The 22531-nt window shown below is 70.4% G+C and carries 27 protein-coding genes and 1 tRNA gene; 12 read left to right on the top strand and 16 right to left on the bottom strand.

Translation table 11 applies throughout. The features are described 5' to 3' along the window. From O3X23_RS41615 to O3X23_RS41570, 10 genes are all read left to right on the top strand, one after another. The coding region (locus O3X23_RS41615) for a hypothetical protein (protein WP_269279789.1) at positions 1–212 on the top strand (212 nt) is incomplete at its 5' end. Then, positions 209–1171 (top strand): NADH-quinone oxidoreductase subunit NuoH, encoded by a 963-nt coding sequence (gene nuoH, locus O3X23_RS41610; protein ID WP_269279786.1) that lies wholly within the window; start codon positions 209–211, stop codon positions 1169–1171. The genes O3X23_RS41615 and nuoH, both read left to right, overlap by 4 nt. A gap of 107 nt (positions 1172–1278) precedes the next feature. Then, positions 1279–1800, top strand: coding sequence for a 4Fe-4S binding protein (locus O3X23_RS41605; RefSeq protein ID WP_269279797.1), 522 nt, complete (start codon positions 1279–1281; stop codon positions 1798–1800). After that, positions 1797–2411 (top strand): NADH-quinone oxidoreductase subunit J family protein, encoded by a 615-nt coding sequence (locus tag O3X23_RS41600; protein WP_269279783.1) that lies wholly within the window; start codon positions 1797–1799, stop codon positions 2409–2411. The genes O3X23_RS41605 and O3X23_RS41600 overlap by 4 nt, the downstream gene beginning before the upstream one ends. Next, positions 2411–2797 carry an NADH-quinone oxidoreductase subunit NuoK gene (nuoK, locus tag O3X23_RS41595; protein WP_269279780.1) on the top strand — a complete coding sequence of 129 codons (387 nt, stop codon included), beginning with the start codon at positions 2411–2413 and terminating at the stop codon, positions 2795–2797. Before O3X23_RS41600 ends, nuoK begins: the two co-directional genes overlap by 1 nt. After that, entirely contained in the window at positions 2794–4791 is a 1998-nt protein-coding gene (locus O3X23_RS41590; protein WP_269279777.1) for an NADH-quinone oxidoreductase subunit 5 family protein, read from the top strand. Before nuoK ends, O3X23_RS41590 begins: the two co-directional genes overlap by 4 nt. A gap of 3 nt (positions 4792–4794) precedes the next feature. Continuing rightward, positions 4795–6363, top strand: a complete 1569-nt coding sequence (locus O3X23_RS41585; protein ID WP_269279774.1) for a complex I subunit 4 family protein — start codon at positions 4795–4797, stop codon at positions 6361–6363. Then, positions 6363–7931 (top strand): NADH-quinone oxidoreductase subunit N, encoded by a 1569-nt coding sequence (locus O3X23_RS41580; RefSeq protein WP_269279770.1) that lies wholly within the window; start codon positions 6363–6365, stop codon positions 7929–7931. The genes O3X23_RS41585 and O3X23_RS41580 overlap by 1 nt, the downstream gene beginning before the upstream one ends. A gap of 117 nt (positions 7932–8048) precedes the next feature. Continuing rightward, positions 8049–8909 (top strand): zinc metalloprotease HtpX, encoded by an 861-nt coding sequence (gene htpX, locus O3X23_RS41575; RefSeq protein WP_269279767.1) that lies wholly within the window; start codon positions 8049–8051, stop codon positions 8907–8909. Then, a complete protein-coding gene (locus tag O3X23_RS41570) occupies positions 8906–9298 on the top strand; it encodes a YccF domain-containing protein (protein WP_269279764.1) in 393 nt (130 codons plus the stop codon). Before htpX ends, O3X23_RS41570 begins: the two co-directional genes overlap by 4 nt. Before the next feature lie 60 nt (positions 9299–9358). On the opposite strand, the gene O3X23_RS41565 is transcribed toward O3X23_RS41570, so the two are convergent. Together O3X23_RS41565 and O3X23_RS41560 are read right to left on the bottom strand one after the other, a co-directional pair. After that, positions 9359–9649, bottom strand: a complete 291-nt coding sequence (locus tag O3X23_RS41565) for a hypothetical protein (RefSeq protein ID WP_269279761.1) — start codon at positions 9647–9649, stop codon at positions 9359–9361. After that, positions 9646–10479 carry a phytanoyl-CoA dioxygenase family protein gene (locus tag O3X23_RS41560; protein ID WP_269279758.1) on the bottom strand — a complete coding sequence of 278 codons (834 nt, stop codon included), beginning with the start codon at positions 10477–10479 and terminating at the stop codon, positions 9646–9648. Before O3X23_RS41560 ends, O3X23_RS41565 begins: the two co-directional genes overlap by 4 nt. A gap of 70 nt (positions 10480–10549) precedes the next feature. Between O3X23_RS41560 and O3X23_RS41555 the strand changes: the two genes are divergently transcribed. Further along, the gene (locus O3X23_RS41555; RefSeq protein ID WP_269279754.1) at positions 10550–11326 is read left to right on the top strand and encodes a helix-turn-helix domain-containing protein; all 777 of its coding nucleotides are present in this window, start codon (positions 10550–10552) and stop codon (positions 11324–11326) included. Between the two features lie 63 nt (positions 11327–11389). Here O3X23_RS41555 and O3X23_RS41550 read toward each other — a convergent pair whose 3' ends face one another. Then, complete coding sequence (locus O3X23_RS41550; protein WP_138352869.1) at positions 11390–11878, bottom strand: YajQ family cyclic di-GMP-binding protein; 489 nt, start codon at positions 11876–11878, stop codon at positions 11390–11392. A 185-nt stretch (positions 11879–12063) separates the two neighbouring features. On the opposite strand from O3X23_RS41550, the gene O3X23_RS41545 reads away from it, so the two are divergent. Then, a tRNA-Tyr gene (locus tag O3X23_RS41545) sits at positions 12064–12145 on the top strand. 186 nt (positions 12146–12331) lie between these two features. Here O3X23_RS41545 and O3X23_RS41540 read toward each other — a convergent pair. The 13 genes from O3X23_RS41540 to O3X23_RS41480 form a co-directional block, all read right to left on the bottom strand. After that, positions 12332–13699, bottom strand: a complete 1368-nt coding sequence (locus tag O3X23_RS41540; RefSeq protein ID WP_269279750.1) for a tyrosine-type recombinase/integrase — start codon at positions 13697–13699, stop codon at positions 12332–12334. Beyond that, positions 13699–13905, bottom strand: a complete 207-nt coding sequence (locus O3X23_RS41535) for a helix-turn-helix transcriptional regulator (protein ID WP_331284015.1) — start codon at positions 13903–13905, stop codon at positions 13699–13701. Before O3X23_RS41535 ends, O3X23_RS41540 begins: the two co-directional genes overlap by 1 nt. Before the next feature lie 344 nt (positions 13906–14249). Then, positions 14250–15806: a YfjI family protein gene (locus tag O3X23_RS41530; protein ID WP_269279746.1), complete on the bottom strand. Its 1557-nt coding sequence runs from the start codon at positions 15804–15806 to the stop codon at positions 14250–14252. After that, positions 15803–16177: a hypothetical protein gene (locus tag O3X23_RS41525; RefSeq protein ID WP_269279743.1), complete on the bottom strand. Its 375-nt coding sequence runs from the start codon at positions 16175–16177 to the stop codon at positions 15803–15805. The genes O3X23_RS41530 and O3X23_RS41525 overlap by 4 nt, the downstream gene beginning before the upstream one ends. Next, positions 16174–17061, bottom strand: a complete 888-nt coding sequence (locus O3X23_RS41520; protein WP_269279740.1) for a bifunctional DNA primase/polymerase — start codon at positions 17059–17061, stop codon at positions 16174–16176. Before O3X23_RS41520 ends, O3X23_RS41525 begins: the two co-directional genes overlap by 4 nt. After that, on the bottom strand, positions 17058–17741 hold the full coding sequence (locus tag O3X23_RS41515; protein ID WP_269279738.1) for an SAM-dependent methyltransferase: 684 nt from the start codon (positions 17739–17741) through the stop codon (positions 17058–17060). Before O3X23_RS41515 ends, O3X23_RS41520 begins: the two co-directional genes overlap by 4 nt. A gap of 85 nt (positions 17742–17826) precedes the next feature. Next, the gene (locus tag O3X23_RS41510; protein ID WP_269279735.1) at positions 17827–18165 is read right to left on the bottom strand and encodes a hypothetical protein; all 339 of its coding nucleotides are present in this window, start codon (positions 18163–18165) and stop codon (positions 17827–17829) included. 5 nt (positions 18166–18170) lie between these two features. Further along, positions 18171–18548, bottom strand: coding sequence for a MazG-like family protein (locus O3X23_RS41505; RefSeq protein WP_269279732.1), 378 nt, complete (start codon positions 18546–18548; stop codon positions 18171–18173). Further along, complete coding sequence (locus tag O3X23_RS41500; protein ID WP_269279729.1) at positions 18545–19153, bottom strand: hypothetical protein; 609 nt, start codon at positions 19151–19153, stop codon at positions 18545–18547. The genes O3X23_RS41505 and O3X23_RS41500 overlap by 4 nt, the downstream gene beginning before the upstream one ends. 24 nt (positions 19154–19177) lie before the next feature. Next, the gene (locus tag O3X23_RS41495) at positions 19178–19372 is read right to left on the bottom strand and encodes a hypothetical protein (RefSeq protein ID WP_269279726.1); all 195 of its coding nucleotides are present in this window, start codon (positions 19370–19372) and stop codon (positions 19178–19180) included. Further along, positions 19363–19659 (bottom strand): hypothetical protein, encoded by a 297-nt coding sequence (locus O3X23_RS41490; protein ID WP_269279723.1) that lies wholly within the window; start codon positions 19657–19659, stop codon positions 19363–19365. Before O3X23_RS41490 ends, O3X23_RS41495 begins: the two co-directional genes overlap by 10 nt. 139 nt (positions 19660–19798) lie before the next feature. Next, positions 19799–22042: a cell division protein FtsK gene (locus O3X23_RS41485; RefSeq protein ID WP_269279720.1), complete on the bottom strand. Its 2244-nt coding sequence runs from the start codon at positions 22040–22042 to the stop codon at positions 19799–19801. 36 nt (positions 22043–22078) lie between these two features. Continuing rightward, positions 22079–22450: an RRQRL motif-containing zinc-binding protein gene (locus O3X23_RS41480; RefSeq protein WP_269279792.1), complete on the bottom strand. Its 372-nt coding sequence runs from the start codon at positions 22448–22450 to the stop codon at positions 22079–22081. Positions 22451–22531: the final 81 nt, after the last annotated feature.

The raw sequence follows: 22531 nt of genomic DNA, 5'->3' as shown, positions 1-22531 counted from the left end.
GAGCCGGAGCGACAGCCGCCCCGGCGGCGAAGCCCGAGCAGCCGGCGGAACCCGTACCGGCCGCGCCGACGGAGTCCGCTCCGGCTCCGGAAGCGCCGCCCGCGCCGGCGGTACCGGTGGAACCCGCGCCGCCCGCGCCGGCGAAACCCGCTTCGGACGATGCTCCGGAGACGTCCGAGAACCCCGAGCCCGAGGGAGGCCAGACCCGGTGAACGACATCCTCGATGTCGCGCTGCGGCTCGTCGCCGTTCTCGTCGTCTTTCTTACGTTTCCGCTGATCATCGGGCAGGCCGAGCACAAGGTGATGGCCCATATGCAGGGCCGGCTCGGCCCGATGTACGCGGGCGGGTTCCACGGGTGGGCCCAGCTCGTGGCCGACGGGGTGAAGTTCGCGCAGAAGGAGGACATCGTCCCGGCCGACGCCGACCGGCGGATCTTCCAGATGGCGCCGGCCGTCGCGCTGCTGCCGTACCTCCTGGTGCTGATCGCCATCCCGGTCGGCCCGGACGGCTTCGTGGGACAGGCCATCGACGCGGGCCTGTTCTTCGTGCTCGCGGTGATGGGCGTCGGGGTCCTGGGTTCGCTGATGGCCGGCTGGGCGTCGGCCAACAAGTTCTCGCTGCTCGGCGGGTTGCGTACCGCCGCCCAGCTGATGGCCTACGAACTGCCGATGCTGCTCGCGGCCGCCTCCGTCGCGATGGCGGCGGGCACGCTCTCGCTCCCCGGGATCGTCGACCAGTACCAGTGGTGGTGGACGCCGTGGCAGATCATCGGCGCCCTCGTCTTCTTCATCGCCGGGCTGGCCGAACTGCAGCGCCCGCCGTTCGACATGCCGGTCGCCGACTCGGAGATCATCTTCGGTGCGTACACCGAGTACACGGGCCTGCGCTTCGCGCTCTTCCTGCTCGCGGAGTACGCCGGCATCGTCGTGCTGTGCGGGCTGACCACCGTGCTGTTCCTCGGCGGCTGGCACGGCCCGTGGGCCGACAGCGTCGGCTGGGTGTGGACGCTGCTCAAGACCGCGGTGCTCGCCTTCGTCGTCATCTGGCTCCGGGTCACCTACCCGCGCCTGCGCGAGGACCAGCTGCAGAAGCTCGCCTGGACCGTCCTCATTCCGCTCGCCCTGGCGCAGATCGCGCTCACCGGCGTCGTCAAGGTGGTGATCTCCTAGTGGCCCGCCCGTCTTCCACCCCCGCCCTTCCCACGCCTCCCTCCGGGAGCACCTCTCGATTTCCCGGGCACGGCCTGGCCAAGGGCCTCGCCGTCACCCTCAAGGCGATGACGCGCCGTTCCGTCACCGCGCAGTACCCCGACGTGCAGCCCGACCTGCCGCCCCGCAGCCGCGGTGTCATTGCGCTGTTCGAGGAGAACTGCACGGTCTGCATGCTGTGCGCGCGTGAATGCCCCGACTGGTGCATCTACATCGACTCCCACAAGGAGACGACGCCCGCCACCGCGCCCGGCGGGCGGGAGCGCAGCCGCAACGTGCTCGACCGCTTCGCCATCGACTTCTCGCTCTGCATGTACTGCGGGATCTGCATCGAGGTGTGCCCCTTCGACGCACTCTTCTGGACGCCGGAGTTCGAGTACGCCGAGACCGACATCCTCGAACTGACCCACGAGCGCGACAAGCTCCGCGACTGGATGTGGACGGTGCCGGCCCCGCCCGCGCTCGACCCCGCCGCCGAGGAGCCCAAGGAGATCGCCGCCGCCCGCAAGGCGGCGGACAAGCTCATCGCCGCGCAGCAGGCGCAGCAGACGCAGCAGACTGAGCAGACTGAGCAGGAGGGCGGCGCATGAGCCTCGCAGCCGAGGCCGCGGCGCCCTCCGGATTCCTCTCCCCGACCGGGGTCGAGATCGCCTTCGTCCTCGTCGGGATCGCCACCCTCGGCGCCGCCCTGGTCTCCGTCATCACCAAGCAGCTGGTGCACGCCGCGCTGTGGCTGGTGGTCGCGCTCGGCGGGATCGCCGTCGAGTACCTGCTGCTGACGGCGGAGTTCATCGCCTGGGTGCAGGTGCTGATCTACGTCGGTTCCGTCGTCGTCCTGATCCTGTTCGGGCTGATGCTCACCCGCGCTCCCATCGGCCGCTCCCCGGACGCGGATTCGGACAACCGCTGGGTCGCCGTCATCGTGGCGGCCGCCTCCGCGATCACCCTGGTCTGGGTGGTGGTCGACGCCTTCCGCACCACGTGGATCGATCTGGACGGACCGGTCCAGGGCTCCACGAAGGCCACCGGGCAGTCCCTCTTCCAGCACTGGGTGCTGCCGTTCGAGGCGCTGTCGGTGCTGCTGCTCGCCGCCCTGGTCGGAGCCATCGTGCTGTCGCGCAAGAGCCAGGACCAGAGCCAGGACCAGAGCCAGGACCAGAGCCAGGACCAGGACCAGTACAGCCCGGACAAGGAGAGCTGATGCACCTCGCTTATCCCGCCGTGCTCGCCGTCCTCCTCTTCTCCGTCGGGCTGTACGGCGTGCTCGGCCGCCGCAACGCGATCCTCGTCCTGATGTCCGTCGAACTGATGCTGAACGCGGTGAACCTCAACCTCGTCGCGTTCGACGTCTGGCTCCGCGACACCCTGCACGCCGGCCAGGCGCTGACGCTCTTCACGATCACCATCGCCGCCGCCGAGATCGGCATCGGCCTGGCGATCGTGCTGCTCGTCTACCGCAACCGCGGCAGTTCCGACATCGACAAGCTCACCGACCTCGCCGAGACCGGACCCGCCGGACCCGACCGGACCGGCCAGGACGGCACGCCGGACGCGGCGGCAGACGAGAAGGCAGAGGCCACCGCGTGACCCTCCCGACCCTTGCCGCGCTGGTCCCGCTGCTGCCGTTCCTCGGCGCTGCCGCCGGACTGCTGCTGGGCCGGCGCGCCCCCGGATTCGTCCGGCCGCTCGCCGTACTGCCGACCCTGGCGGCCTTCGCGCTGGCCGCGATCGTCGCCGTGCGGCAGGGCAGCGGCGCGCCCACCGCTGCCGCGACCCTGCTCACCCCGACCGGCTCGGTCCCCATCGACCTCGCCCTGTACCTGGACGGCTTCGCCGTCCTGATCGCGGTGCTCGTCGGCCTCGTCGCCACCTGCGTCCAGCTCTACTCGACGGCGTACCTGCGGGACGACCCCCGCTACTCCTCCTACGCCGCCCTGGTCTCCCTCTTCACCGCCGCCATGTTCCTGGTCGTCTACTCGGGCGATCTGATGGTGCTGCTGGTCGGCTGGGAGATCATGGGCATCTGCTCGTACTTCCTGGTCGGCCACTACTGGGAGAACGAGGTCGCCCGCGCGGCGTCCATGAAGGCGTTCCTCGTCACCAAGCTCGGCGACGTCCCCTTCATCATCGGCGTCTTCGCGCTCGCCACCGACGCGGGCACCTTCCGCATCAACGGGATCCTCACCGCCGCCACCCACGGCCAGTTGCAGCACCCGACGCTCATCGCGCTGCTGCTGCTCGCCGGAGTCGCGGGCAAGTCCGCCCAGTTCCCGCTGCACACCTGGCTGCCCGACGCGATGGCCGGCCCGACGCCGGTCTCCGCGCTGATCCACGCCGCGACCATGGTCGCGGCCGGCATCTACCTCGTCGCCCGGCTGCTGCCCGTCTTCGCCGCCAGCGCGGCCGCGCTCACGGTCCTCGCCGTGATGGCAGCCGTCACCATGATCGGCTCGGGTCTCGCGGCCCTCGCCCAGGACGACATCAAACGCGTTCTGGCCTACTCCACGATCGGCCAGCTCGGCTACATGGCCGGCGCGCTCGCCGTGGGCGACCGCAGCGCCGCCGTCTTCCACCTCCTGTCCCACGGCGCCTTCAAGGCGCTGCTCTTCCTCGGCGCGGGCGTGGTCATCCACGCGGCCGGCACCAACTCGCTGTCGGCGATGTCCCGCATGGGCGATCTCGGCAAGCGCGCCCCCGACGCCATGTGGACGATGGGCATCGCCCTGGCGGCCCTCGCCGCCCTGCCCCCCTTCTCCGGCTTCTTCTCCAAGGAATCGGTCCTGCGCGCCGCCGAGCACGCCTCCGGCGGCCACACCGACGGCGTGCCGCCGGCGGTCGGCTGGACCGTGCTGGCCGCCGGGCTGATCACCGCCGTGCTCACCGCCGGCTATGCCACCCGGCTCTTCCTGCTCGCCTTCCGGGGCAGCGGCCCCCGCGCCGCCGACCACGGCCGCGAGCCCGTGATCATGAACGCCGTCCTGTGGGTACTCGCCGTCCCCACCGTCGCGTTCGGCATGGTCTCCCTCGTACCGCGGGTCTTCGACCTCCCGCAGTGGTTCGACGGCAACGAGCTCAAACCGACCCTCCTCACCTCCGTCCTCGGCATCGGTCTCGCCCTCGTCGGCGTTCTCGTCACCTACGGCGCCTGGACGGCCGGCGCCGCCCGCCGGTCCGCCGCCCCGCTCGGCGCGGTCGGCGCCGACGCGCACGCCGAGCCCGCCGAGGCGGAGGCGACCGCCATCGCCGCCCACACCGCCGTCTACGGCGACATCGCCGCGTCCGACGACCCGGCCGACCCGGGCAGGCTGCTCCTCGGCCGCCTGCACCGCCACGCGGCGCACGGCTTCCACCTCGACGCCGTCTACACGGCGCTCTTCGTCCGCCCGGTGCTCGCCGCCGCGAACCTCGTCCGCTTCCTCGACCGCGAGGTCATCGAGACCTACGTACGGGGAGCGGGCGCGGGCCCACGCCTGCTCGGCGCGGCCGTCCGGCGCGCCCAGACCGGAAATGTCCAGACCTATCTCAGCGCGCTGCTGGCCGGTGCCGTCGTACTCGCCGTCCTCGTCGCCGTCGGAGCGTGAGCCGTGAACGACACCGCCCTCCAGTACGTGCTCGCAGGCATCGTCGTCCTGCCCCTGCTCGGCGCCGCCGGAGCCCTGCTCCCGGCGCCGCCCGGCCTCAAGGGACGCAACCCGGACCAGGCCGTGCTCCGCCACGGCGTGACGGTCACCGGCGCCGTACTGATCCTCGCGATCGTCCTCGCGGCCGGCTTCGACCACGACCACCCGGCGACGATGCAGGCCTCCACGGACCTCAAGTGGATCCCCGCCCTCAACATCCACATCCACCTCGGTGTCGACGGCATCTCGCTCCCCCTCCTCGTCCTGACCGCGCTGCTGACCTTCCTCTGCGCGCTCTACAGCTACTTCAAAATGCCCGCGGGTCCTTCACCCAAGGCGTTCGTCGGCCTCCTCCTGGTGCTGGAAGCGGGCACGCTCGGCACCTTCGCCGTGCTGGACCTCATGCTCTTCTTCCTGGCCTTCGAGACCGTCCTCGTCCCGATGTACTTCCTCATCGCCCGCTGGGGCGGCGCCGGCCGCGAGGCGGCCTCGCTGCGCTTCATCCTCTACACCCTCCTCGGGTCCGTGATCATGCTGCTGGGCCTGCTGCTCATCGGGGTGAAAGCGGGCACATTCGACATGGTGACACTCGCCACTGACAACGGGTCATCGCTCGGTCACTCCACGCAGTTGCTCGCCGTCCTCGCCATCGGCATCGGCTTCGCGATCAAGGCCCCGATGTGGCCGCTGCACAGCTGGCTCCCGGACGCCCACACCGCCGCGCCCACCGTCGGCTCCGTGCTGCTGGCCGGCGTCATGCTCAAGATGGGCACCTACGGGTTCGTCCGCATCGCGCTGCCCGTCGCCCCGGACGGCATGCACACCTTCGCGCCCTACCTGGCCGCGTTCGCCGTCGTCGGCATCGTCTACGGGTCCCTCATCTGCCTCGCGCTGGTCCGCAAGGGCGCGGGCGGCGACCTGAAGCGCCTCATCGCCTACTCCTCCGTCGGCCACATGGGCTTCGTGCTGCTCGGCATCGCGACCCTCACCCCGACCGGTGTGAACGGCGCGCTCTTCGCCAACGTCGCCCACGGGCTCATCACCGGCCTGCTCTTCTTCCTGGTGGGCGCCATCAAGGACCGCTACGGGACGAGCGACCTCGACCGCCTCACCGGGGAGAACGGCGCCGCCCTGTACGGCAGGGCGCCCCGCCTCGGCGGGCTGCTCGCCTTCGCCGCCGTCGCCTCCCTCGGCCTTCCCGGACTGGCCGGATTCTGGGGCGAGATGCTCGCCATGTTCGGCGCCTTCAAACCCGCCGACGGGCTCAGCCGCCCCACCTACCTGGTGTTCACGGCGGTCGCCGCGTTCGGCACCCTGCTCACCGCCGCGTACCTGCTGGCCGTCGTCCGCCGCGTCTGCATGGGGAACAAGGACACCGCGGAGTCCGGGCAGCCGCTCCTGTCCGACGTCCACGGCTACGAGTTCGCCGCCTGGACCCCGCTCGCCGCCCTCACCGTCCTCGCCGGCCTGTGGCCCGCGGCCCTCCTCGGCCTCACCGACCCGGCCGTGCGCTCGCTCCTCGGAGGCAGCTGATGAGCATCCCCGCCGCCACCGGCCCTCTCGCCGCCGACCCCGTCACCTCCCTCGTGCAGTCCGTCGACTGGATCGCCATCGCCCCGGCGGCGATCCCCGCGGCCGTCGCGCTCGTCGTGCTGGTCGCCGACCTCTTCCTCCCCAAGGAGCGGAAGGCCCTGCTGGGCTGGGCCGCCGTCGCCGGCCTCGCCCTGGCCGCGCTCGCGCTCGGCCCCCTGCGGGCGGGCCACCGCAAGACGTTCTGCCTCACCGTCGACGCCGGCGAGTGCTCCTACGTGGCCGACCACTTCACGGTCGTCGTCCAGCTCCTCATCATCGGCGGCGCGCTGCTGACGGCGCTGCTCTCCCTGCACGACATGGAGAAGTACCCGGCCGGCGAGTACTGGTTCCTGCTGCTGTCCTCGGCCGCCGGAGCCGCGCTGCTGCCCGCCTCCCGGGACCTGGCGACCCTGGTCGTCGCCCTCGAGGTCACGACGCTGCCCGCCTTCGCGCTCGTCGGCATCAAACGCGGCGACCGGCTCTCGTCCGAGGCCGCGCTCAAGTTCTTCCTCTCCTCCGTGGCCGCGACCGCCGTCACCCTGCTGGGCGTCAGCTTCGTGTACGCGGCCACCGGCACCCTCCACCTGGCGTCCGTCGCGGACGGCCTGGGGGACGTGGAGCCGCAGCTCGCGACGCTCGCCAAGGTCGGCGCGGTCCTCACCCTCGTGGGCTTCGCCTTCAAGCTCGCCGCCGCGCCCTTCCACTTCTGGGTTCCCGACACCTACGTGGGCGCGCCCCTGCCGATCGCGGCGTACCTCTCCGTCGTCGGAAAGGCCGCGGGCTTCTCCGGCCTCATCCTCGTCACCGTGATCGCGTTCGAGCCGTACGCCGACGTCTGGGGCCCGGTCGTCGCCGTACTGGCCGCCCTGACGATGACGGTCGGCAACGTCGCCGCGCTGCGCCAGCGGGCCGGGTACGCGCACAGCGCGGTCCGGCTGCTGGCCTGGTCCTCCATCGGCCAGGCGGGCTACCTGCTGGTGCCGATCGCGGCGGCCGCGTACTCCGACGACCCGGAGCACCAGATCGGCACCACCGTCGCGTACGCCCTGATGTACGCGGCCGTGAACCTCGGCGCCTTCGCCGTGGCCGCCCTGGTCGCCAGAACGGCCCCCGCCAACCGCCTGACCGACTACCGGGGGCTGTACACGACCCGCCCGCTGACGGCCCTGGCGCTGGCGTTCTTCCTGCTCTGCCTGGCCGGGCTGCCGCCGGGTGTCATCGGACTCTTCGCCAAGGTCGCGGTCTTCTCGTCGATCGTCGGCACGGGACCGGCCTGGCTGGCCGTCGTCATGGCCGTCAACGTGGTCATCGCCCTCGTCTACTACCTGCGCTGGACCGCGATCCTGTTCGCGAAGCCGGAACCCGGATCGGTGACGGGACCCGCTGCGGGAGCGGCGGTCGCGACGGCCCCCGCCACCCGTACGCCCGCCCCGCTCGTCGCGGCGATCGCCCTCACCGCGGCCCTCGGCATCGTGCTCTCCGGCGTCCCCCAGCTGGTCCTCCGCTACGCCTCGGGGGCGCTGCTCTGACCCCGCCCGGGGCGTGTGCACAAGGGAACCAGCGGCCCTCCGGTGGCGTTGACCAGTACAGGAGGTTCTCCTAAGAGGGGAGAAGGTTCCCCCGCCGCACACCCTGGAGGGCGCACCGTGCACCGCCGGCACAATGGGCTGAAGACCGCCGTACTCCTCGGCGGTCTGTCCGCACTCATCCTCGTCATCGGCAGTTTCTTCGGCCGTACGGGGCTCATTGTCGCGCTCGTCATCGCGATCGGCACCAACGCCTACGCGTACTGGAACAGCGACAAGCTGGCTCTACGCGCGATGCGCGCCCGCCCCGTGAGCGAATTCGAGGCGCCCGCGCTCTACCGCCTGGTCCGCGAGCTCTCCACAGCCGCGCGACAGCCCATGCCGCGGCTGTACATCTCGCCCACCGAAGCGCCCAACGCCTTCGCCACCGGACGCAATCCGCGCAACGCGGCGGTCTGCTGCACCGACGGCATCCTGCAGATCCTCGACGAACGCGAGCTGCGCGGCGTGATCGGCCACGAGCTGAGCCATGTCTACAACCGCGACATCCTCATCTCGTCCGTCGCCGGCGCGCTCGCCTCCGTCGTCATGTTCCTCGTCAACTTCGCCTGGCTGATCCCGGTCGGCCGGTCCAACGACGACGACGGCCCCGGCATCCTCGGCATGCTGCTGCTGATGATCCTCGGCCCGCTCGCGGCCTCCGTCATCCAGCTCGCCGTCAGCCGCTCCCGCGAGTACGAGGCCGACGCCTCCGGCGCCCGCCTCACCGGCGACCCCCTCGCCCTCGCCAGCGCGCTGCGCAAGCTGGACGCGGGCACCAAGCAGCTGCCGCTGCCGCCCGAGCCGCGCCTCGAGACCGCCAGCCATATGATGATCGCGAACCCGTTCCGGCCCGGCACCACGTCGAAACTGTTCTCCACCCACCCCCCGATGGCCGAGCGCATCGCGCGCCTCGAACAAATGGCAGGTCACCGCCCATGAAGACGATCCTGAACATCATCTGGCTCGTGCTCTGCGGTGTCTGGATGGCGCTCGCCTACGCCATCGCGGGCCTGATCTGCTGCATCCTCATCATCACGTTCCCCTGGGGCGTGGCGTCCTTCCGCATCGCCAACTACGCCCTGTGGCCCTTCGGCCGCACCACGGTGGAACGCCGGGACGCCGGAGCGGGCTCGCTCCTCGGCAACATCGTCTGGATCGTGTTCGCCGGCTGGTGGCTGGCGCTGGGCCACATCGTGACCGGGATCGCCCTGTGCCTGACGATCATCGGCATCCCGTTCGGCATCGCGAACTTCAAGATGATCCCGCTCTCGCTGCTCCCGCTCGGCCGGGAGATCGTCCCGACGGACCGGCCGTTCGCCACGCGCTGAGCCGCACCGCTCCGGTGGGGCGGCCCAGCGCGTGACACAGCGCGCGGGCCGGGCGACCGGCTAACGCGCGGTGTCGACGAGCCGCTCGAACAGGAACTCGTGCCGCAGGAACGACGTGTCGTACTCATGCCCCGGATACGGCGGGATCAGCTGCGCCGCCTGGATCAGCCGCCAGCCGTCGCACAGCGCGGCCACCCCCGTTCCGTACGGCGGCTCGTCGCTGTCCCCGGTCGTCGGCGACGTGGCCCCCGTCCCGTCGTAGGCGGACCAGCCCACGACCCGGGAGTCCAGCGCGGAGGTGGCGAGGTACAGCACCAGGACTCGCTGGCGCAGGGTGCTGGTGGTGGTCATGCGTGGCTCCTCGAATCGGCGGGGACGACGCGCTGCGGCCGGTTGGCGACCCGCGTCATCCAGTGGTCCATGTCGTACGTTCTGTCTCCGGTCAGCGCCCGCCACAGCTTGATCCGGTTGTGGAACTCCAGCCGGGCGGCGGCCGCTTCGTACCAGGGGAAGCCCGTGCCCAGCTCGGCGGCGACCGCCGGGTCGGCGAGGTCGCCGGTGTCCCACAGCCGCAGCTGCCGCACGGTCGGGTTGAACCGGATCTTGAACATGTAGCGCGCGACGTCGCTGTCGTTGCGCCGTCCGCCGTGCCAGAGGCCGTGGTGCAGGAAGACCACGGTCCCCGCCGGGCACACCAGCCGCGTCTGCCCGCGCAGGTTCTGGTAGCGGCCGGTGTCGCTCTCGTTCGTGCGCCGCAGATGGCTGCCGGGCACGCTCAGCGTGCCGCCCATCTCCAGCGTCACCGCCTGCGGGTAGTACATGAGCTGCACGTCGAAGGCGTCGGGGCGGACGTCGATGATCGCGTCCGCGTGCAGCGGCTGCGCCTCCCCGTCCCGCGGCTGCCGGATGTGCACCGCGTGGTGGTCGACGGTCGGCCCCGGGCCCACGAGGCTGCGCAACGCGCCCGCCACCACCGGGAGTCCGACGAGCTCGCGGGCGAACGACCCCGGCGCGTACGCCTCCTCCAGCGGCGTCCCGTACGGAACGTCCGGCATCCCGGCGGCCAGGACGCCCATCGCCCGCTCGTTCATCTCCTGCGGCACCACCGCGTCCATGCGCAGCGAGCCGTGCGCGACGAAGCGCGCCATCTGGACGGAATTCAGAAGGTTGCTGGTTCCCATGCGTCAACGGTAGGGAGGAAGGCCCAGGCGGCGCGTGGGTCCCACTCACCACTGCTGGTACGTTTTCACCATGGAAGCCGTCGCTCTCCACCTCGACGAGCCGCCCCGGGTGGTGAACCTCGGTGTCGGGGTCCACGGCCCCGCCGGCCACACCGACGTCTTCCGGCTCCCCGACCTGTGGCAGCTGCACCTCTACCGGTACACGGCCGACCTCACCGTCGACGGCACCCCGCACGCCATCCGGCCCGGCCGCGTCAGCCTCGTACCGCCCGGCGCGACCGTCAGGTACCGCTACCGCGGCCGCTCCGAACACCTCTACGCCCACCTGCGCATCCCGGAGGCGGGCGAGCCGCGCAGCGTCCCCGTCCTCCAGGACGCGGGCGCCCAACTGCCCATGCTCTCCGCGCTGATGCTGCAGGCCGTGGCCGCGCAGCCGGCCGCGCCCGCCAGGACGGCGGCCGAGATCTGGGCCGTCCTGTGGCGGGTGGCCCACCTCACCGCCCCCGCCGCGTCCGACGGCCCGCACCCCGCCGTGGCCGCCGCCATCGCCCACATCGAGTCGCACCTCGCCGACCCGCTGACGGTCCCCGGCATCGCCCGCGCGGCCGGCGTCTCGCACAACCACCTCACGCGCCTCTTCCGCGCCGCGACCGGGGACACCGTCGTCACCTACATCCGGCGCCGCCGCCTGGAACGCGCGCGCCACCTGCTCGTCGAGTCGACGCTCTCCATCGCGGCGGTCGCCGCCTCGGTCGGCATCGCCGACCTCCAGGCCTTCAACAAGGCCTGCCGCCGCGAACTGGGCGCCTCCCCGCGCGCCGTCCGGCAACGCCCCGGAACGAGGTGAGGGCGGCAACCGGAGTTCCCCCCGGCGGCCGCCCTCATCCACCCCACCGCTTCCCCCAACGGGTCAGCGGTAGTTCACGTACTGCAGCGCGAAATCGAAGTCCTTGCCCTTGAGCAGCGCCTGAACGGCCTGCAGATCGTCCCGGCTCTTCGAGCTGACCCGCAGCTCGTCGCCCTGGACCTGCGCCTTGATGCCCTTCGGGCCCTCATCGCGGATGATCTTCGCGACCTTCTTGGCGTTGTCCTGCGAAATCCCCTCCTCGATCGAGGCGAAGATCTTGTACTCCTTGCCGGAGAGCTGCGGCTCACCGGCGTCCAGCGACTTGAGCGAGATCCCGCGCTTGACCAGCTTGGTCTCGAAAACGTCGAGGATCGCCTTGACGCGCTCCTCCGAGTTCGCCTGCATCAGGATCTTCTCGCCCGACCAGTCGATCGAGGCCCCGACGTTCTTGAAGTCGTAGCGCTGCGAGATTTCCTTCGCGGCCTGGTTGAGGGCGTTGTCGACCTCCTGCCGCTCGACCTTCGAGACGATGTCGAAACTGGAGTCGGCCATCTTGAGTTGGCTCCTTGGCTGTGATCCGTCAGTACCGCGACCCGTCTCCGGACCGCCCTCCCAGCCTAGCCACCGCACCCGCCCCGAACACTGATCAATGAGGTGGCGAACCACCCCCGCACATCAGGTATCGTTTACGTCGTTGCCACAGACCGCTCTCAAATGTGATCTGCGGCGACTTCCCTGGCGGTGTGCCCGAGTGGCCAAAGGGAGCAGACTGTAAATCTGCCGGCTCAGCCTACCCAGGTTCGAACCCTGGCGCCGCCACGGTCTAACAGAACGGCCCCTGATCTGCGGAAACGTAGACCAGGGGCCGTTTTTCGTTGTCCCGTCAGGGCCTCCAACTGTCTCGCTTGTTGTCGAGATCACACGCTGAATCTCGCTCCGTGTGGACGGGCTGTGGACGGGATTTCCGGGGCCGACCTGCGGATACGCCCGATCCGTGGACGGGGCTCAGGCTGGGGGAGTCCGCCCCTGCCGCAGGCGAGCAGAGATCTTCGCGTTGGCAGCGTCGTCACCGTTGCCGAGGAACTTCGCGTAGACCCGGAACAGCACCGCGACGCTGTGGCCGGCCCGCTTCGCCACGAGCTGCGGCTCCACCCCGGAACTGAGCCAGGTGGACACAGCCGCATGCCGCAGGTCATACGGACGCTTCGCCAACCCGGATTCCCGCTCAGCGACGGAGAGCGCCTCCCTCGCCACGGCCCAGACCTCCCCATATCCGGTGTCCTGGATGAGCCCGCCGCGGGAGGTCTGGAAGATCCGTCCGTCCGGCGCCACCCCGAAGGCGGTCACATGCCAGCGCAGCATGGCCACCAGTTCGGGCGGGATCGGGACCGGACGCACGGCCTTCCGTGGCCGGTGCTTGAGCCCCCGCGTGTCGTGAGCCTCGCCCGAGTCCGTCCAAGCCGAACCGGACCGCGGACGGGTCTCGCGCAGCCGCAGGGAGCCCCAGCCGCGCCGGGGCAGATCGCAGTCCCTCAGCCGCAGCCCGATGACCTCTGCGGGTCGCGCTGCGGCGTAGTAGATGCAGCCGAAGAACGCGGCCAGGCGCCGACCACGGGCGCTCTGATCCCGGACTGCTGCGAGCAGGATCTCCGCTTGTTCCGGACTGGGCACGCACTCGGGGTCGAGTTCATCCTCCACTTTTTCGGGCATGGTCCAGCGGACCTGCGGGAGCGGGTTGTCCTTCAGGTGTCCGGCGTCCACCGCGTAGACCAGGGAGTTGTGGAAGATGGCCCGCTTCCTGCGGATCGTGGAAGCCGCCGCAGTGCCGCCATCAAGCTTCAACGTCAGCGCGTCCAGCGCCTGCCGCACGAGCATCCTGTCTGCGAGCGCAGAGGCCGGCAGGGACTTGCGCTCGAACCATGCGAGGGCTGCCGCTACGTCGCGCGGCGGTTCCTCGCCCCAGCGCTTCACGTTGAAAGCCCAGCCGTAGAGGGCGGTCCGTGCGGCGTTCACGTCCGGCATGCCCTTGGTGTCCCTGACCAGGGCAGGCATGACGCTGGCCATGGCTTCGGCGAGGGTCCTGCGGGTGGACGCCGGCGCGTGGGGCCATTTCATGCCGATGTACAGCCGTGCGTGGGCGTACCAGGACACTTCCTGGTCCTTGAGCATCGACGTGGGGAGGCCGCTCTCCACGTCGAACGCCTCGCCGGCACGTGCCGCTGTGAAGAGCTGGGCACGCCGGCTCTCCGCGAGTCCCACGGTCAGGAACGACTCGGAGTGCGGGCGGGTCCCGACCTGCCAGCGGAGTTGGAAGGGCTTGCGATAGGGGCGCTTGCGGATGCTCCAGATGCGGACGGTGTAGCTCAACTCCACTACACCACCTCCATGTCGGCGAGGAAGGCGTCCAGGTCGCTGCGCCAGATACGCAGGCGGCCGTTGAGGCGGCGAGTGGTCGGGCAGAGGCCGCGATTGCGCCAGCGATACCAGGTGGCGCGGGTGATGCCGAGTTCTTCGAGGACATCGGTCAGGAACAGGAGTTCGTCAGCCGGGGCACGGCGCTTGCGGGTGGTGGTGCTCACGGGTGGTGCCTCCTCGGAGCGATCGAGAGTTGTTGGAGGGCCGGGGCCGCCGCAGAAACCGCAGAATCCGCAGAAATCCGCGATGGGGTGCTGACCTGCGGTGATGGCGCCTCGCAGGCGGGCGGGCGCTGAGCCGCAGAAACCCGCGGAAGTCCCGCAGAAATAACCGGGTGGGTGCCGTGCCGGGTGGCTGCCCCGGCGGTGGGGCGGTGGGCCGGGCTATTTCTGCGGGAGTTTCCGGGGTTTCTGCGGCGGCGCCCGCCGTGATGGGTGGTGGCGCGTGTGTGCAGGTCAGGGGTCGTGCGGAGTATTTCTGCGTATTCTGCGGTTTCTGCGGCGGCGGGTCAGGCTTCGGGGTCGGTCAGGTAGGGGTGGACGCTGTAGCGGGGTGAGGGCGGTCGGCCACGGCCGGTGGTGCGGGAGACGGCTTGGGCGCGTACGTAGCCGTGGTCTTCCAGCACGTTCAGGGCCGCGTCCAGGTCGGTGACCGCGGGGAACTCGGCGCGGCTGACCTTGGCGAACAGGTCGCGTTTGCTGACTTCGGGCCAGTGGTTGGCGCGCAGTACGTCCAGGACGGTGCGGGCGCGGTCGGCGGCTTCGTTGGCGCCCATGCGGTCGAATACCGCGAGCGCGTGGCCGGCGAAGTAGTCGGCCAGCGTGATCGCGGCGTTCATGGTGTCGGCAGTGACGGGTTGGTTGTGGCCGCGGTCGAGGTGTTCGGCCAGGTGCAGGAGTCCGGCGATCCGGACAGCGGCGCCGGGGAGTTTGGAGGCCCAGTCGGAGATGTGCCCCAGCGACCCGCCGCGCGCGGCAAGTTTGGGCTCCAAGCGCTCTTGAAAGCCCTGCAGGACCGTGTCGGCGTCCGGGGTGAGCTGAAGGAGGGCGGGGTCGGTCCAGCCCGCCAGGGACAGCGTGAGCGTGACGACGTTGCGTTCGTACGCGTCCGCAACGGCTTCGGTCACCGGTTCGGGCAGTGTCTTGCGCTGCCCGAGGAGGGATTCCGGCAGGGAGTACAGGAACCTGCCGAGGAGTCCGCGGCCCTTGGCTCCCTTGATCTTGGCCATGCCGTCCAGGACGGCCGGTTGCACCGACAGGCCCATGGTGAGCGCGGGATGGTCGATGTACTCCTTGCGGGTCTGCCGGTTGACGCGCAGCCGGTCCCCTGCGTGCCCGGCCAGGAAGGGGCCCATGTTGGGGGCGCCGGAGTAGCGCCCGGCGATGATGTCGAAGATCTCGCCTTCCGCAGACATGAGCGAGATCCGTCCGCCTTGATCAGCCATCAGCGACGTGATGGTTTCTGCGGTGGCGTCGTCGGCGAGCAGTTGAGGTTCGGGCGGGATGCTGAGGGATTCGGCGGCTTGGGCCATACCGACCGCTTCGGCGATGAGTTGATCCCGGCCCGTCCCGGAGGCTGCGGCGGCCTTGCGGGTGGCCTTGTCTGCCGCGTCTTCGGCGAGTTTCGCGGTCAGGGTGGCTTCGATGATCGCGGGCATCGCCTGTGCTTTGAGTTCCTTTTCTGCTTCGTAGAGCGGGTCGCTCATCGCGGCGAATACGGCGGATTTGCGGTTGCCGGGGGGCAGGGCGCACACGGTGAACAGGTTCGTGGGTTCGCGCCAGCGTCCGCGGACGTGCACTACGGACCGGCCGCCGGCGGCGGTGGCCAGTACCGCCAGGGCCACGCACCCGGCCAGGTCCACGGGGGTCTGAGTTTCCTCGGCTACGGCGGCGGTGAAGTCCCGCAGCCATGCGGGGAATGCCGTGACGGGGAAATCGGGCAGTACGCGGCGCCGTTTGAGTGGGAGCGGGTCCTCCCACGGGGCATCGGCGGGCACGGTGTCGGGTGTGTCTACGGCGGGGAACGCGGTCCACAGGTCGGCGTCGTCCACGGGGTGGGTGTTCATGCGGCCTGCCTCCCTTCGGCAGGGTTGCGGAGCGGGCATTGGGTGCGGTGCGCGACGTGCTGTTCCACCACGCGCAGGACGCCGCGGCGGGTGGTGGCGCGGCGCTCGAATCCGCACGCGCACCACGCGTGCGCGGCTACGCGCTCCGTGTAGTACTCCGGGGCCACGATGTGGATCCACGCCACCACCCACGCGGGCCCGGCGGCCGGGGTGCGAAGGTCAAAGCCAACAGACTTGAAAGGACGGCCTGCGGCCGGCGACTTTCGGGCAACTACCGCCCGCCCGGTGGTCGGCGGGGGCATGGGTGCGTCCGCGGGCCCGGTGAGGCTGAGCTGCTGGCTTTTCAGCCCGGGGGTTTGTGGGGTGCTCATGCCGTCCTCCGGGGCTGAGCAGTGCGAATCGACCAGTCCAGGGCGCTGCGCAGCGTCGAGCGGCACTGGGACGCCGGCAGCCCGGTGGACTCGCCCGCGACCTGAAAAGCCTCTTCCACGGCGTTGCGGTCGAGATCGCCCCAGGCCACGAACCGGCCCATGGCCCGCGCGGCACGGAACAACTCCGCTTCCCGCCCGCCCTCGTGAGCGCCAGCCACAGCGGCGGCTTCCCGTTCCAGCACGACGCGCGCATACCGGTCTGTCGTGGTCGGCAGGCTCACCGCGACGGGCCGTGGGGCCTTGCGAGGCGGGTACAGGGCCTCCCGGAGCCAGACCGGGAACGGTGCGACTGGCAGCACGTCCAGCACGGTGTACGCGCCGTGCGGGGTGATGCTGCCGGGGGCGACGACCTGTCCGCCCCATGCCCGGGTGTCGATCTTCAGGCGTTCGTTGTGCGTGCTGCCCAGCCGGGCCCTGTCCGGGTTGGTGAAGTACAGGTGCTGTCCACCGCTCGCGGTCCGGGTCCGGTAGGTGGTGGGGACGGGGTGTCCGGCGCGCTCGCAGAGCGCCTTGAAGGTCGTCACGCCGGACGGCGTGCCCTTCGGGTCTTTCGGTTTGGGCATGTCGAGATCCACCACGACCAGCCCGGACGGGCCGGTAGCGATCCCGACGTTGAACGCGCCCATGCTCCACGCCTGCCGGATGCGGTCGGGGTCGGTGGTGGCGCGCTGCTCCCACTTGCGGTGCCCGTTCGCGCAGTCCCCGGTGCCGGGGCACTGTGTTTCGCCGTGTAGGGCGGGGGGCTTGTCGCCGGGGCGGAGCGGGATGACGTACCAGTCGCGTGCGGCGGCTTCCAGCGCGGCCCTGAGCAGGTGCGTGCTCATGCGGCCACCGCCTGTACGGACAGGAACCGGGCGAGGGCGCGGCCGATGTACTGGCTGTAGGCGGGTGGGATGCATTCGCGGATGCCGTCGCGGTTCATCCAGGGCACGCCCATGACGCGGCGGGCCAGGTCGACGCCGGAGAAGTTCCCGACGTACTGCCCGTACCAGCCGGGCGGCACGGGGCGGCCCATCTTGGCCTGCGGTGCGGTGTGGGCGGGATGGGCGGGAGCGGCGAGGGTGAAGCCGCCACCGGTCTCGAAGTACCGGTGCCGGTAGGTCTCCAGCCCGAACATCGCCCCGCACAGCATCACCGGCTCGCGCAGCTTGAGCCGGGCGCCCTTGACGTTCTCCATCACCCACGGCCGCCCCGTGGACTCCAGCGCGGCACGGGTGGGGGCGATCAGGTCCGGATGATCGCGGCCCTGGAGGCGCTGGCAATCGCTGTCGTGCTGGCACGGCGGCGACGCATGGATCGCGGCGAACTCTGCCCCGTGCTTGCGGATGAACGCGACCGCGTCGCCCTGGATGCAGGTGAAGGGGTAGAGGGGCTGCGGGTGCAGGTCGAGGCCGGTCACGTCGAACCCGGCATCGTCATAGCCCTTGCCGGCGCCGCCCTGGCAGCCGTAGGCGTCTAGTAAGCGGGGCCGGCGGGATCGCCGGAGAAAGGCTTGATGGGTCATGCTGGGGGTTCTCCTGTTTCTTCGAAGGGACGGAGAAGCCGGGGCGGTCGCGGTCTTTGGCGAGAGGCGACCGCCCCGGGCACATTCAGGTGACGGGCAGCCCGTCGGAGTACGCGGCGTACTGGTCGCGGACATAGCCGCGGGCTGCGATGCCGGGCAGGGTCGGTGTCAGTTCGGCCGGGGTCTGTACCGGCCCGTGGTCCAAGCGCATCAGCTCTATGGCTGCGTCCCCGGCGACGTCGGCCGCGTCGGTGTCGTCCGGGGTCTTGAGGGCGATGCGGTCCAGGAGTGCGGCTTTGCGCAGTTGCAGCTCCCGCACCCGCTCCGGGGTCGATGCGACCCGGAGCGCTGCGACCAGGTGCAGGACTACGTTGATTTCACGGATGATCGTCGGGGCATCGGCGTACGCGCCAGGCATCACCATGCCGGTCACCAGTTCCTGTCAGGGTCGGCTGCGGTCAGTTCGGGCAGCCCGGCGCGGGTGAGAGCGGCGGGGTGGGCGGTCAAGCGCCGCGCCGCAGCGTTGAGTTTGGCCTCCAGGACGGCCGGTGGGGTGGCGGTGAAGGAGTGCAGCGCCACCGCAGCGGCGATGATGACGTCACACAGTTCGTCGGCGACGTCCGTGCGGGTGTGGGTGGTGCCCTTGCGGGGGTTCTGGCCGGTCATGCCGATGTAGGCGGCGGACGCCTCGCCCGCTTCCTCCACCACCTTGATCAGCCGCATCGCGGTCTCGTGCTCACCCGTGCCATTGACGGTGTTCAGGTCTGCGACGATGTGACCGGCGACCGGCCATAGGACAGCGCTCATGCCGTGTACTCCTCAGGTGCGGGCGGCAGTTCCGGCAGCCCGGATGCGGCTAGCGCCGCCGGGTCGAAGCCGGGCAGGGCGGCGCGGGCGGTGAGGGCTGCGGCCAGCGCGGTGGCGTAGGCGCCCCCGGCTTGCGCGCTTTCGACCTGCGCCCGTGCGCGGATCACCTCGACGGTTTCGATGTGCCGGTGGTCCTCGTGCCGCTCGACTGTGCGGCGGTCGTAGGTGAGGGCTTCCCGCCGGTCGATGCGCCAGTAGCGGGCGGCCAGCGTGTAGGCCAGCACAGTGGCGATTGCCCACAGCAGCAGCGGCAGCGGCAGGCCGTCCGCGTAGGCGGCGACTCCGGCGAACGCCAGGGTGCCAGCAGCGGTGAACGCCATCGCGGTCGCGGTGCCGTCGCCGTTGAACCCCGCTGCGGAGGAACTCCCGGCGATGGCCGCGCCGGCCGCGAGGACTGCCATTAGCCACGCGTCTCCGGTGCTGTGCTGGGCGCCGTTGGCGTTCCAGATGCGGGCCAGGATCAGCACGGTGGACGTGGCGAGGGCCGGTGCCGCCTTCGGTACCGCGGCGGTGAGCCAGTGCCGGGCGGTGGTCTGTTCCTTCATGGGCATTGGTGCTCCTTCCGGTGGTCAGGGGCGCATGTGGCCGATGGTCTGGGCGGTGGAGGCGATGCCGTGGTTGAGGGGTCCGGATGCGCCGGTAGAGGCGAGCAAGAACCCGAACATCACGGCGACGAAGCAGACGCCCGCCTTGAGGGAGCCGACCTTGAGCAGGAAGGCGAGCAGGGCGCCGAACAACAGGACGAGGGAGACGGTCACAACCATGGGCGGGACTCCGTTCGGGTGCGGGTGGCCGGGGTGGGTCGGGTGCCGCGTTCGTGGGTGCGGCGCCACAGGTTCCACAGGTGGCGTCCGCGACGTATGCGGATGCCGTGCCCGTGGCAGCGGCGGCAGCCCTTGCCGCGCTTGGCCTTGCCGCGGCGGTTGATGGTGACCTTGAAGCCGAAGCCGCGGCACTTGCGGCAGGCCGCAAACGGCTGACCAGCACACAGACCGACGTAACACAGTGTGATGGTGGCGAGGATGGCGCTAGCGAGCGCGGGGAAGGGCATGACGGGCCTCCAGGGCCGGTTTTCGGGGTTTGCGCAGGTCAGTCGCTAGGTGCTAGGTGCCTGATCAGATGGCGAATGGGTTGCTAGCGAGGTTGCTAGGTCTAGCAACGGGCCTTGCTAGACCTAGCAACCCTTCGGACTACTTCTCGACGCGGTCCTTGTTGCGCTGAGTAATCGCGTCGATGATGTGCTGACGCTCGATCCCGCGCCGGTTGGCGTCCTTCCCGGCCTCGGTCTGACCCCAGACCTGGCCGGTGGTGATGCCGAACGGCTTCAGCGCGGTCGCGAGCTGGTCAGCCTTCGCGCGGCCCTTGAGGGCCTTCCAGTCGCCGTACGCATCGGGGTTCAGTTCCGCGAGGCGGTCCACCACCACTTCGGACCACACCTTGGCTTCCGAGCGCCCCAGCACTGCCGCAACCTCGTCCAAGATGGCGTCGGCCCGGCGAGTGGCCCGCTCCTCGCCTGCGGCGTCTCCGGTCAGGGTGCCTTCGGCTGCGCGCAGGGCTGCGGCGCGGGTCAAAATCGACTCGGCATCACGGCCGTCAGCGAGGTAGGTGCGCACGATCCCCGCGTCGTCGGACATGCCCTTGAGCAGGCCAACGCCCTTGTGGGACTTCAGCAACCGGGACGCGTCCAGCCCCTCGCTGTAGGAGCCGGCACCGAGCACGACATCGGAGACCTGCCAGGAACCGACCCGCAGCGAGAAGCGGGCTTGGTGCTGGTCACGGAGCTTGGGCGGGCACGCGGTGTCGTCCGGCTTCTGGGTGGAGAGCATCACCGACACCCCCACCGCCGGCGCGACACGGGCGAGGTAGACCAGTAGATCCAAGATGACGTTGCCGTAGACGGGGTGCTGCAAGTACTCCTGCACCTCATCGACCACCACCAGCGTGAGCGGCATGTTCAGCTTCTTGTCCCGGGAGATCTCCGGGGTGAGCTTGCCCTCCGGGCAGATGTGCAACGGCAGCTCCGACAACCGGTGGTACCGGTCCTCCACATCCCCCTTCAGCTCCTCCAGCGCTCTGACCAGCAGCTCGACCGGGTCCAGGCCGTTGCGCGGGACGATCCCGAAGCCGATCCGGTGCGCGACCAGGGAGAACTTGCGCCAGTCCGGGGAGGCTTTCCCGTCGAACACGATCAGCCGCACATACGGGTCCAGCGCCGCGGCCAGGGCGATGGTGCGTGCGGAGAACGTCTTGCCCTGCCGCGGAACCGCACCGACCAGCAGCGACAGCCACAACACCGTTGCCATCACGGGGTTGCCGCGCTCATCGACACCCCAGGGAAACGGCTTCCAGAAGTCCACCCGTGTCGCCCCCATCAGTGGGGAGCGCCCGGCGGGCACCGCGAGCGGGTCACGGTCGGCGATCCACATCGACACCCGCCGCTCCGAGGACACATCCGGGTCCAGGAACAGTTGGGTGGTGGCGATGTCGATCCCCGACGCGAGGGCTTTGCGCTTGCCGAGCGCGTCGTTGAAGGACTTGCCGTAGGGCAGGTCCACGATGACGCGCCAGCCGTCGCCGTCCCGGCCGATCGGCCGCGGGAACGCGATCCCCTGGTCCTTGGCGGTCAGCCCGGCCGCGGTGAACGCGCGGGTGATGATGTCGGACGACAGCTTGCGCTTGCGGAATGTGACCTTCGCCCGGTCGATCAGCGGCCGGTCCGCCGGCGCCCCCGACACCCCCAACGTCGTCGTCATCGTGGCGACCGCCAACGCCAGCAACCACGTGGGCGCCACCATCCACAACACCAGCGCCACCGTCAGCCCGACCACCCCGGCCAAGGTGGCGAGGATGCTGCGCAGGCGAACGCGCGCATCGCGCTGCCGGGACAGCTTCAGATACTCGCCCGCGTCCTCGGCCGCGACGGCGGCCAGGCGCAGACTCTTGCCTTCGGCGTCGAACACCCAGTGCCCGGCGGCCGTCGACCAGCGCCACGCCCCGCGCGGGGCGTAGGCCAGCAGCTTGGGTGTGTAGATGCACGGCAGGCGCCACGCGTGATACCCGGCCATGGCCGAGTAGTGCCGCACCGCCCAACGGCGCACCGCGGCGCGCTGGTCCGGCAGCTTCACCCAATCCGGGAAGACCGGCTGACGGGCTTTGTCGTGGGCCTGCATCCACTCCGCGATCGACGGCGGATACACCGCCTTCGGCGGATCGACCGGATCGCCCTCCGACACCTCCCCTTCATGGTCGGGGGTGTCGTCGGGCAGGTCGGCCTGCCACTCACCGGGCTTGATCTCATCCGGGATGGGCGGGTCCGGGGCAGGGTCGGTGGCCGTCTTACGGAGCGGGAACGGCAGGACGGAGGCGGATCCGGTTGGGGTGTTGGCGTCGTCTGGTTCCCCGGGCGGGTGGTCAAAGTCGTTGGTCTCGGACACGGTGGGTGTGCTCCTCAGAGTGGAAGCGGGAGAGATTCAAGCGGCGCGCGGTTCCTCGGGATAGGCGCAGGACACGCATTCATCGAGCGACGTGGGGATGACGTATCCGGCGTCGGTGCGGCAGTTCGGGCAGATGCGCCGGGCCGCGTTCGCCGCGGCGAGCGCCGCCCACTTGGCCGGGGTCATCGGCCGGACCGGGAGCGCCCGGTCGATGCGGTAGAGGTACGCGACGCGGATGCGGCGGCCGTAGCGGCGCGATAACCACATCACCTGCGCGCAGATGTCTTGCCCGCCGGGCCGTAGCCCGGTCGCGCGCAATTGGCGGCGGGTGGCCAGGCCGTCAGGGGCGAGGCGGAACGGGTAGGTGGAAAGCAGCGGGTTCGCAGATTCTGAGAGCTGTCTGAGCACGAACCCGCTGCTGGTTGGGGTGTTGGGGTGGGTGAAGCGGCGGGTTGCCGCTGTTATGCCTGGGTGGGGTCGATCGTGAAG

This window comes from Streptomyces sp. H39-S7 (assembly GCF_027158205.1).
GTDB lineage: Bacteria > Actinomycetota > Actinomycetes > Streptomycetales > Streptomycetaceae > Actinacidiphila.
The sequence above is the reverse complement of the archived record's forward strand: the minus strand, read 5'-3'. Positions and strand labels throughout refer to the sequence as shown.